The following is a 10,028-nucleotide window of genomic DNA, read 5'->3' as shown; positions in this document are numbered from 1 at the left end:
GGGGTGGGGCCAACGGGGGGGCCGGCGTCCGGTACAGCAGTCGGGGGTGGAGGGGGCGGGGTTCCCGAACACTTGGAGGAAGTTTTCCGAAACCCGCACGAGGGGGGCGGGCGGGGGACGGCGGCGGGCAACTGACAGATGACAGATAACAGATTTCGAAATCTGTTATCTGTCATCTGAAACTTGTCAGCTGTCAGCTGTCGGCTGTCAGTCGCCGGTCCTCATCGGCTGCTCGCTGCACGCCGCACGCCGCTCACGGCCCGCTGCCGTTCGCCCCCGGCCATGGTGCTCAGCACGCCGCCGCGAGCTCCCCGCCATCGGCCGCCCGGAGGCGGGCTATCAGCTCCTCCCGGGCCCGGGCCACCCGGGACCGGACGGTGCCGACCGGGCAGCCCGCCACTGCGGCGGCCTCGGCGTAGCTCAGGCCGACCACCTGCGTGAGCACGAACGCCTCGCGCCGCTGCGCGGGCACCCGGTCGAGCAGGTCGCCGAGCGCGATCCCGTCCTCGAACCCGGCCGTCGGCCCGGAGCCCTGCCGCTCCGCCGCCTCCTGCCAGTCCGGCAGCGCGGCCAGGCGCGGCCGGGCGGCGGCCGTCCGGTACCGGTCGATCACGGTGCGCCGGGCGATCGACAGCAGCCACGTGCGGGCCGACGATCGCCCCGCGAACCCGGGCAGGCTGCGCAGCGCCCGCAGGAACGTCTCCTGGGCGAGGTCGTCGGCGGACTGCACGTCGGTCAGGTGGGCGACGAAGCGCCACACGTCCCGCTGGGTGGCGCGGATGAAGGCCTCGACGTCCGGTGCCCGTCCGGCCCGGGCGGTCAGGGCGAGCGCGGTGAGCTGGTCGTCATCCACGGCGGCCTCCGTCGCGCCGTCCGTGGAGCCGCCCGTCGGTCCGGTGAGTCCGGCGGACCCGGCCGCGCCGCCCGTCGAAGCCGTGAGGGACGATGACCATATGAGATGCGCGCAGTTCCGCACCGCCCTGTCCGCCCGCCTCGACGGCGAGGCGGCCGGGCTCCCGGACGGCCGTCTGGACGGTCACGTCGCCCGCTGCGCGGGCTGCCGGGACTGGCTGGAGCAGGCCGAACGGCTGCGCGGCCGGGTGGCGGCGAGCGCGGCCGACGGCCCGTCCGCCGACTGGTCCGCGAGCCTGCTGGCCCGGCTGCCCCGGCTGGAGGAGGACGGGCCGGGCGGCCCGCAGCGTTAGGACGAGGGCGCCGGCCGAAGCCGGTGCGCCGTCGTAGTCAGGCATGAAGGGTCCTGAGAGAAGGGCTGGGAGCGGCACCGCCTTGAGCGGCACCGCAGCTGTCCATGGGCCGTCCGCGCCGCACGCCGCACCCAGGGGGAGCGGCGGCAGGCGCGAGCCCGGGCCCTGGCGGCACGGCGGCGCAGCGCGCTCGGCCGGACGGCAGGGCGACCTGCCCGTCGGAGTGCCCCCGGTGGCAGTGGCCGACCGGGTGGAGCGAGTGGAACGCGGGGAGACGGGCGCGTCAGCAGGCGAGGGCGAGCGCGGGCGGCCCGCGCCGCACGACGGCGTGCGTGAGCAGCACCTGTCGCGGCTGCCGCGTCCGCCGGGCGGCGCGCCGGGGCGGGGCCGGCGGGCGGACGCCGAAGGGCCGCGCGAAGAGGGTCAGCAGCGGAACGAGCAGCGCGCCCGCGACGACGGCGCCGAGCGCGCCGAGCAGCTCGAAGATCCGCACCAGCGCGGCGTCACCGCGCCAGAGCAGCAGGGCGCAGGCCAGCGCGGCCAGCACGTGGGCGGCGACCATCCCCACGGACATTCCGTGGGCCATGCCGTGCGCCATCCCGTGGGTGGCCGCGGCCTGCCCGGAGGCGTCGGCCATGCTGTGCGCCGGGGACGTCCCCGTCATGCCCGGCACCCCTGGCATGCCCGGCATCCCCGGCATGCCGCTCATTCCATCCATCCCGGCCATGCCGGTCAGGTCCATGCCCGTGCCGTCGCCGAGACCGGCTCCCGAGCTCGCGGCGGAAGCCGCGCCGTGCCGCAGTCCGGCCACGGCGTGCAGCCCGGAGGCCGGTGGTGCGTCCGGGTCGAGTCCGGCCATCCTGGCCAGGTCCGCGGGAGACGGTCCGCCCGGTACCCGGCCGGGGTTGCAGAGCAGCAGGGCGGCCCAGTCCGTGCCGGTCAGCCGGCCGAGTCCGCCGCCCGTCGGCGCGAGCGCCCCGGCGCGCTCGAATAGCAGGTGCAGCGCGGTCTGCGCCGCGACCATCCAGGCGCTGATCACCCCGAGCCCGCGCCGCTTCCCGGCGAGCAGCCAGGTCACGCCGAGGACCGCGCCGGACGCGCCGGCCAGGACCGACGGCGACACCCCGGCCCCGCCCATGGCGACGTGTGCCGCGGCGGCCAGCGCCACGCACAGCGTGGCGAAGACCACGGCGCGCAGCGAGCGGATCCGGTCGGTCATCACGATGGCACTCATCGTCGCACCCGTCGGCCCGCGCCCGTACCGCACCCTCCGGTATTGGCCGGTTCCGCCGCGTGAGACCATGCCCGGCCGCGTCGCCGAAGGCCGTCTCCTCACCGGACGTGCCCGGCCCGGGCCACCCGGCCGTGACCGCCCCGGCCCGGGCCACCCGGCCGTGACCGCCCCGCCCCGCCCCGGCCCGCCCGGCCGAGAACCGCCCGGCCCAACCGGCCGACGAGCCGACGATACGAGCCGCTCGCACGACCATCGAGGTGATTTGACATCTCCCACCCCCTGGTCACTAAATGTGCACAACCCCGTACGATGCGCACACGCCGGCGCCGGAGCCCGGCACCAGTGTCGGCACAGCGGACCACCAGGAGGCACGGCCATGGACACCACGACCGGCCGGCCGGCCTCGGCCGGAGCCCGCCCCGGCGCTACCTCCCGCTCCGGCTCAAGCCCCGCGTCCGGCGGCGCCCCGGACCTGGCCGATCCGGGTTTCTGGCAGCTCCCCGCCCCCGCCCGCGCCGCCGCCTTCGCCGAACTGCGCCGCCGCCCCACCCCCCTCTACGTCGGCGACCGCGCCGGCGGCCGCGGCTACCACGCCCTGGTCCGCCACGCCGACGTCGTCGAGGCCAGCCGCACCCCCGCCGTCTTCCGCAGCGCCCCCGGCGTCACCACCCCCGAACCGCCCCGCTGGGTCCGGGCCCTGTTCGGCGACTCGATGGTCAACCTGGACGACCCCCGCCACGCCCAGCTGCGCCGCGTCATCTCCCGCGCCTTCACCCCCCGCCTCCTCTCCGGAGCCGAGGACGACATCCGCCGCGTCGCCACCCGCCTCGTCGACGTCGTCGAACGCGACCGCCCCGAGGACTTCGTCACCGCCGTCGCCGCCGAACTCCCCTTCCAGGTGATCTGCAATCTGATGGGCATCCCCGAGCGGCCCCGCCGCGCCATCCTCGACCAGGTCAACCACGCCTCCGAACACACCGGCGTCGCCCGGCCGCTGCGCAGCCGCCTGCGGGTGCCCGGCCGCGGGCTGGCGGCGCTCGCCCGGATGCAGCTCATGGTCGCGGCGATCGGGCGCCGGCGCCGCAGCGCACCCGCCGACGACCTGATCACCGCCCTCGTCACCGCCGACGTCGACGGACGCCGGCTCACCGGCCGTGAGCTCGGCGCCTTCTTCTCCCTGCTGCTCGTCGCCGGCGTCGAGACCACCCGCAACGCGCTCGCCCACGGCCTCCACCTGCTCACCGCCCACCCCGACCAGCGCGCCCTGCTCCTCGACGACCTGGACGGGCGGCTCGGCGGCGCGGTCGACGAGATGGTCCGGCACGCCACCCCGATCATCCAGTTCCGCCGCACACTGGCCGTCGACCACGAGCTCGGCGGCCCCGGCGGACCACTCCTGCGGGCCGGCGAGAAGGCCGTCCTCTTCTTCGGCTCGGCCAACCGCGACGAGACGGTCTTCGCCGACCCGGACGCCTTCGACATCATGCGCAGCCCCAACCCCCACCTGGGCTTCGGCGGCGGCGGTCCGCACTACTGCCTCGGGGCGCACCTGGCCCGGCAGGAGATGAAAGTGCTGTTCCGCGAACTGTTCACCCGCCTGCCCGGACTCCGGTCGGTCGGCGGGCCCGACCTCGTCCCGTCCAACTTCGACAACCGCGTGCGGTCGCTGCGCTTCACCTTCTGAGCCGTTCCGAGCCCCGCACGTTCCGAGCTCTGCACGTTCCGAGCCCTGTGCGCCCGGCCGTCACGTGAAGCCCGCGAACGCCTACCCGGCCGACGGTTCCCACACCGCGTTGTCGTGCGCGAACAGCACCCGGCGCGGCCCGAACGACGCCAGCCGGTCCAGCCACCGCGGGTGGTCGGGCAGCGGCTGCGCCACGCCGTCGAGCGCCGCGCGCCGGGCGAGCACCGCCGACCCGTAGCCGGACGCGAAGTCGTACGCCTGGCCCGCCAGGACGATCGCGCCGTCCCGGCGTTCGACGACGAGCGACTGGTGCCCCGCCGTGTGCCCGGGTGTCGGCACGACCCGCACTCCCGGCCAGACCTCCGCCTCGCCGTCCAGCACGCGGTAGTCCGCGCCCGGGAAGTCGACCAGCGCGTCGATCGTGTAGTCGCCCTCGCGGGCCGCCGCGAGCTCCTCCGCCTGGACGAGCACCGGCGTGCCGGCCAGCAGCGGGTTGCCGCCGCAGTGGTCGAAGTGGAGGTGGCAGTTGACCACCAGGTCGAGGTCGCCGAGCGCGACACCGGCCGTCGCGAGCGCCTCCGGCAGCGGGCGTCGGACCGGGCGGTAGTGGGCCTCGGTCTCCGGATCGCCGCCGCCGATGCCGGTGTCGAAGAGCAGCAGTCCCTCGGGACGCCGCACCAGGTAGGCGAGCACCGGCTCGACGCGCGGCTGCGGCTCGCCCGCCTCGGCGGCGGGCCGGACGAAGTAGCCAAGGTCGAGACGGCGGATCGCGTGCATTCAGGCCCCCCGGACGCGTTCGTGCGCCGCACCGGCGCCCGGTCCGCACCCTACCCGTTGGCTGTGCGCGTTCAATCCGTCGATCGGCAGGCTCCGGCGGGCACGTCGGCGAGGCGGGGTGGCGGCCGTCACGGCGGACGTCCGGGAAGCGGAGCACAATGCGGCACATGACAGAGCGTCCGACGCCCCCGGCCGAGCAGATCCCCGCCGTCCAGACGACCCACGGGCCGACGCCCGCCGGGCCGGCGCCCCTCGGGCAGAACCCGCCGGCCCAGGCACCCGCCGACGCCGACGGCCCCACCGCGCACGCCTGGGCGGCCCTCGGCGGCTCCGCCGACCTCCTGGACCGGGTCGCCTTCCACGGCCCCGACACCGTCCTGCCCTCCGGCCTGCCCGTGCGCCGCCTCGCCCGGGCCGCCGTCGCCGCCTGCTCCCTCGCCGCCGCCGAACTCGCGGCCCACCGCGCCGGCGGCCCCGTCCCCGCCGTGCGGATCGACCAGGGCGCCGTCGCCACCGCCTTCGTCAGCGAACGCCACCTGACCGTCGACGGCCGCGCACCCGTCAGCTTCGCCCCGCACTCCGGCTTCTGGCGCACCGCCGACGGCTGGATCCGCACCCACGCCAACTACCCGCACCACCGCACCCGGCTGCTCACCGCCCTCGGCCTGCCCGGCGACGCCGGACCCGAACAGCTCGCGGCGGTGCTGAGCGAACAGCCCGCCGAACTCGTCCAGGAGCGCGCGTACGAGGCGGGGGCGCTCGCGGTGGCCGTCGTACCGGTGGGCGACACCGTTCACCCCCTGATCGAGACCCGCATCGTGACCCCGAACGGCCCGGCGCCCGCCGCACCCCGCCCGCTCGGCCCCGCCCCTCTGCCCGCCGCCGGCATCCGCGTCCTCGACCTCACCCGCGTCATCGCCGGCCCGGTCGCGACCCGCACCCTCGCCCTCCTCGGTGCCGACGTGCTGCGCATCGACTCCCCCCACCTCCCCGAGGCCGACGACGCCCACGCCGACACCGGCTTCGGCAAGCGCTCCGTCCTCCTCGACCTCGCCGACCCGGCCGACCGCGCCACCTTCGAGGAACTCCTCGCCACCGCCGACGCCGTCATCTCCGGCTACCGCCCCGGTGCCCTGGACGCCCACGGCCTCGCCCCCGACGCCCTCCTCGACCGCCACCCCGGCCTGATCGTCGCCCAGCTGTGCGCCTGGGGCTGGACCGGGCCCTGGGCCGGCCGCCGCGGCTTCGACAGCCTCGTCCAGGCCGGCGTAGGCATCGCCGCCCACGAAGCCGCCCCCGAGGGCCACCTCGACGGCCACCCCGGGGTGCTCCCCGCCCAGGCACTCGACCACGGCACCGGCTACCTCATCGCCGCCGCCGTCCTGCACGCCCTCACCGAGCAGCGCACCGGCCGGCCCGGCGGACGCCACCTCCGCTTCTCCCTCGCCGGCACCGCGTCCTGGCTCCTCCACGACATCCCGCGCTCCGAAGCCCGCACCGGCCCCGACGGTCCGTCGGACGCCACCCCCTACGACCCGGCGCCGTACCTCGCCGAGACCGACTCCGCCTACGGACGCCTGCGCCACGCCCTCCCGCCCGTGGCCTACGACGGTGCGCCCACCAACTGGTCCCGCCCGCCCGGCCGCTGGGGAACCGACCGGCCCACCTGGCTCTGACGCTGTCACAGCCGTCTGGCAGCATCGCCCCATGACCGCACACGCCACCGACTTCACCTGGTTCGCCGAGCGCCACCCCGTGCTCGGCGAGGCCTACTGCCTCACGTACGTCCAGGGCATCGGCGCCGACGAACTGCTGCGCCGCTTCGACGCCGCCCCGGGCGGCGAGGTCACCGGCCTGGAAGCGGTCGTCGCCGCGTGGGAGACCTTCGACGACGGTGAGGACGGGACGGACGACGAGGACCTGTTCGACGACGACGAGGCCGAGGACGAGGACGACGACGAGGCGGCCGAGGGCCCGTCCGACGATGACGACGACGAGAACGCCGACCGCCTCTTCGTCGCCGTCACCGAACTCGACGGCTGGGCCCTCGCCGTCGAGCCCTACGGCTACCTCGGCAGCCTCTGGGACATCCTGCCCCGCCTCGCCGACGGCACCCGAGCCGTCTCCCACTTCCGCAACGTCAACGCGGTCGACGCCTTCAACTGGTGGGAGGGCCCCACCTGCCGACTCCACTTCGAACCGCTCTTCCCCGACCAGCGGCACGGCACCGACGCCGACGCCTCCGGCATTCCGGACCTGCTCACGGCCTGCGGCTTCCGCCTCGACGACAAGAACACCGAGCTCAACACCGAGTCCGCCTTCGCCCTCGCCGAGCGGCTGACGGACGTCCGGATCGGCGCCGGCCGCCTGGAGGCGGCGACCTTCCGGATCGGTTACGCGCCCAGGCCGTGACGCGCGCCCGGCCCGCACGGGACAGCCGCACGCCCGAGCCCGCTCGGCTACACACCCGAGCCCGCTCGGCTACACGCCGGACGGGATCCGCTTCGCCCGGCCGCGCATCTGGAGCGCCGTCACGATCTCGATCAGGCCGAGGATCAGCAGCCAGCAGCCCGCCAGGACCGTCAGCGCGGCGATCGAACCGACCGGCCACACCATCAGCAGCACACCGGCCAGCGTGTTCGCCACGCCCGCGAAACCCTGCCAGGTGCGTGCAGGCATGTACGGGTCCGAGAACGCGGCCGCGAGCTGGGTGATGCCCCGGAACAGCCACCCGATGCCGATCCAGAGCGCGAGCAGCAGCAGCGACTGCGCCGCGCTGCGGAAACAGAGCAGGCCCAGGAGTACGCAGATCGCGCCGCTGATGAACGCCAGCACCCGCAGCGCGGTGGTGGCGTGGGTGCCGAACGCCGCGACCAGCTGGACGATCCCGATGACCAGCAGGTAGAGGCCGAAGAGCACGCCCACCACCAGCAGGGTCTCGCGCGGCCAGGCGAAGACGACGATGCCGAGGCCGAGCGAGGCCAGACCGGCGAGCAGCAGGACCTGCCAGGCGGCCTTGGCGAGCAGCCCGAGCGGGCCCTGCACCTCGGTGCCGTCGGGGGTGATGATCGGGGGGACCACGGTGGTGCCTCCTCGGGCCGGGGCGAGCCGGGAACGGGTACGGAACGCGTCGGAAGCGGACGGGGGACGACACCCACCCTCGACGCACCGGCCGCGAACCGCCCGTGCGGTACCGCCGTTCGGGGGTCCCGCGGTTCCCGGAACGACACCTTCCGAACACCTGGCGTGGATATCATCCGTCGGTATGACTTCTGAAGGGTGGGGGACCCCTCCGGTCGAGCCGATCAGCCAGCACTTCGTCGTCCGCGGCGGGAACGCGCTGGCCCACCGGCTGGTCCTGGAACTCGTCGAGCACTACGAGGTCCCGGTCGTCGTCCTGGTCGCGGACCGCGACCACGACCACGCGCCGCAGATCGAGCAGCTGCCCGGCGTCTCGGCCGTGGTCGAGTACAGCAGCATCACCGACGAGGCACTGCGCGCGGTGTCCATCGGGACCGCGCGCGGCCTCGCCCTCGTCGAGGGCGACGACCAGGAGAACATCCACGCGGCGCTCAGCGCCCAGGGCCGCAACCCGAACATCCGGATCGTCCTGCGGATGTTCAACCAGCGTCTCGGGGAGAACATCGAACGCCTCCTCAGGAACGGTGCCGCGCTCTCGGGCTCCGCCACCGCGGCACCGGCGTTCGCGGCGGCGGCGCTGGGCCGGCCCAACTCGGTCGCGGTCGGCGGACGCTTCCTGCACATCGCCTTCGACGAGGCGATCACCTCCGACCGGCTCTGCATCGTCGCCGACCGCATCGACCGCCAGGACGTCAGCAGGATCCGGCTGATGCCCGAACAGGAGGGCGGCTCGGCCGAGTTCGTCCGGCTCGCGAGCGAGTTCGGGGACGACGGTCCGGTGCGCGTCGGCGGCGCCGAGGTCCCCGCCCCGCGCCGCCCGGCCGAAGCCGCCGAGCCCGCCGGGGCAGCCGCGCCCGCCGAGTTAGCCGAGTCAGCCGGGGCGGTCGCGCAGGAGGAAGCGACCGGAGCGGTGTCCACGGCCGTCGACGACGAGGGCGGGATCGCCGCCCTCCAGGCGCTGCCGGTCGAACCGCGCGAACCGATCAGCTGGGCACGGCGGTTGCGCTGGCGGCTGCTCGACACCGCCCGCTACTTCACCAGCGCCCGGATGCGGCTGGTGCTGCTCATCGCGCTCGCCGCCGTGCTGATGGCCTTCTCCGTCCTCTGGTACCTGAGCCGGGACTTCGGCTGGACCGTCTACATCTCGCTGCTCGACCTCGCCGGCGCGGCCCAGCCGGACCAGCCCGCCGACATCGCCGCCGGGACGGGGACGGGCGGCCTGTGGCAGCGGGTCGCACAGGTGGTGATCACGCTGTGCGGCATCACGTTCGCGCCGGTCGCCACCGCCATCGTGGTCGAGGCGCTCGCCTCCGGGCGGCGCGGCCAGCCCCGCAACCCGAGCGCCGGCACCCGGGAGCACGTGATCGTCGTCGGCCTCGGCAACGTCGGCACCCGCGTCGCGAGCCAGCTCCACGAACTGGGCGTGCCGGTGGTGTGCATGGAGCGCGACCCGCAGGCGCGCGGCATCGCCGCCGTCCGGGCGCTCGGCATCCCGGTCGTCCTCGGGGACGGCCCGTTCGAGGAGCAACTGCGCCGGGCCCGGCTGAAGCACAGCCGGGCGGTGGTCGCGGTCAGCGGCGACGACGCGACCAACCTGGAGGCGGCGCTGGAGGCGCGCCACGGCAATCCCGAAGTACGGGTGGTGGTGCGGCTGTTCGACGACGACTTCGCCGGGCACTTCTACGCGACGCTGGACAACGCGGCGTCCCGGTCCGTCTCCTACCTGGCGGCGCCCGCGTTCGCCGCCGCCCTGATGGGGCGTGAGGTGCTGGGCACCCTCTCGGTGTTCCGGCACGTGCTGCTGATCGCGGAGCTGACGGTGGAGGACGGCAGCGGGCTGATCGGCATGAACCGGCACGACCTGGAGGACCCGGGCGGCGGGCCGGGGGTAGCCCCCCCCGGCGCCCCCCCGCCGCGCCGTGGATCGAGGAATTCGCGAACACGTTGTCGCCGGTGCCGAGGTCGCCGAAGCTGGTGAAGCGGAACG

General features: G+C 75.2%; 9 protein-coding genes. 5 read left to right on the top strand and 4 right to left on the bottom strand.

Annotated features, from left to right (window positions below; all coding sequences use genetic code 11):
- Positions 1 to 289 precede the first annotated feature (289 nt).
- Positions 290 to 853 (bottom strand): sigma-70 family RNA polymerase sigma factor, encoded by a 564-nt coding sequence (locus ACFV4F_RS01215; protein ID WP_380499988.1) that lies wholly within the window; start codon positions 851 to 853, stop codon positions 290 to 292.
- A 100-nt stretch (positions 854 to 953) separates the two neighbouring features.
- Between ACFV4F_RS01215 and ACFV4F_RS01210 the strand changes: the two genes are divergently transcribed.
- Positions 954 to 1,205, top strand: a complete 252-nt coding sequence (locus tag ACFV4F_RS01210) for a zf-HC2 domain-containing protein (RefSeq protein ID WP_380499986.1) — start codon at positions 954 to 956, stop codon at positions 1,203 to 1,205.
- 283 nt (positions 1,206 to 1,488) lie between these two features.
- Here ACFV4F_RS01210 and ACFV4F_RS01205 read toward each other — a convergent pair whose 3' ends face one another.
- Positions 1,489 to 2,439, bottom strand: coding sequence for a hypothetical protein (locus ACFV4F_RS01205; RefSeq protein ID WP_380499985.1), 951 nt, complete (start codon positions 2,437 to 2,439; stop codon positions 1,489 to 1,491).
- Positions 2,440 to 2,815: 376 nt separating this feature from the next.
- Here ACFV4F_RS01205 and ACFV4F_RS01200 point away from each other — a divergent pair, with 376 nt between their 5' ends.
- Positions 2,816 to 4,123 (top strand): cytochrome P450, encoded by a 1,308-nt coding sequence (locus ACFV4F_RS01200; RefSeq protein ID WP_380499984.1) that lies wholly within the window; start codon positions 2,816 to 2,818, stop codon positions 4,121 to 4,123.
- Between the two features lie 81 nt (positions 4,124 to 4,204).
- Here ACFV4F_RS01200 and ACFV4F_RS01195 read toward each other — a convergent pair whose 3' ends face one another.
- Positions 4,205 to 4,900, bottom strand: a complete 696-nt coding sequence (locus ACFV4F_RS01195; RefSeq protein ID WP_380499983.1) for an N-acyl homoserine lactonase family protein — start codon at positions 4,898 to 4,900, stop codon at positions 4,205 to 4,207.
- Between the two features lie 167 nt (positions 4,901 to 5,067).
- Here ACFV4F_RS01195 and ACFV4F_RS01190 point away from each other — a divergent pair, with 167 nt between their 5' ends.
- Both ACFV4F_RS01190 and ACFV4F_RS01185 read left to right on the top strand, forming a co-directional pair.
- Positions 5,068 to 6,576, top strand: a complete 1,509-nt coding sequence (locus tag ACFV4F_RS01190) for a CoA transferase (protein ID WP_380499981.1) — start codon at positions 5,068 to 5,070, stop codon at positions 6,574 to 6,576.
- A 31-nt stretch (positions 6,577 to 6,607) separates the two neighbouring features.
- Positions 6,608 to 7,312: a DUF6461 domain-containing protein gene (locus ACFV4F_RS01185; protein WP_380499980.1), complete on the top strand. Its 705-nt coding sequence runs from the start codon at positions 6,608 to 6,610 to the stop codon at positions 7,310 to 7,312.
- Positions 7,313 to 7,381: 69 nt separating this feature from the next.
- On the opposite strand, the gene ACFV4F_RS01180 is transcribed toward ACFV4F_RS01185, so the two are convergent.
- Entirely contained in the window at positions 7,382 to 7,981 is a 600-nt protein-coding gene (locus ACFV4F_RS01180; RefSeq protein ID WP_380436221.1) for an HdeD family acid-resistance protein, read from the bottom strand.
- A gap of 184 nt (positions 7,982 to 8,165) precedes the next feature.
- On the opposite strand from ACFV4F_RS01180, the gene ACFV4F_RS01175 reads away from it, so the two are divergent.
- Positions 8,166 to 10,019, top strand: coding sequence for an NAD-binding protein (locus tag ACFV4F_RS01175; RefSeq protein WP_380499979.1), 1,854 nt, complete (start codon positions 8,166 to 8,168; stop codon positions 10,017 to 10,019).
- The last annotated feature ends 9 nt before the right edge of the window (positions 10,020 to 10,028 follow it).

The sequence above is a fragment of the Kitasatospora sp. NPDC059722 genome (genome assembly GCF_042733235.1).
In the GTDB taxonomy this organism is placed as follows: domain Bacteria; phylum Actinomycetota; class Actinomycetes; order Streptomycetales; family Streptomycetaceae; genus Kitasatospora.
Note: the sequence above shows the minus strand (reverse complement) of the source record. Positions and strands in the feature narration are given on the sequence as shown.

Coding starts and splice junctions, on each gene's coding strand:
- ACFV4F_RS01200 (WP_380499984.1), top strand. CDS start 2,816: ATGGACACCACGACCGGCCGGCCGGCCTCGGCCGGAGCCCGCCCCGGC.
- ACFV4F_RS01210 (WP_380499986.1), top strand. CDS start 954: ATGAGATGCGCGCAGTTCCGCACCGCCCTGTCCGCCCGCCTCGACGGC.
- ACFV4F_RS01190 (WP_380499981.1), top strand. CDS start 5,068: ATGACAGAGCGTCCGACGCCCCCGGCCGAGCAGATCCCCGCCGTCCAG.
- ACFV4F_RS01205 (WP_380499985.1), bottom strand. CDS start 2,439: ATGAGTGCCATCGTGATGACCGACCGGATCCGCTCGCTGCGCGCCGTG.
- ACFV4F_RS01175 (WP_380499979.1), top strand. CDS start 8,166: ATGACTTCTGAAGGGTGGGGGACCCCTCCGGTCGAGCCGATCAGCCAG.
- ACFV4F_RS01185 (WP_380499980.1), top strand. CDS start 6,608: ATGACCGCACACGCCACCGACTTCACCTGGTTCGCCGAGCGCCACCCC.
- ACFV4F_RS01195 (WP_380499983.1), bottom strand. CDS start 4,900: ATGCACGCGATCCGCCGTCTCGACCTTGGCTACTTCGTCCGGCCCGCC.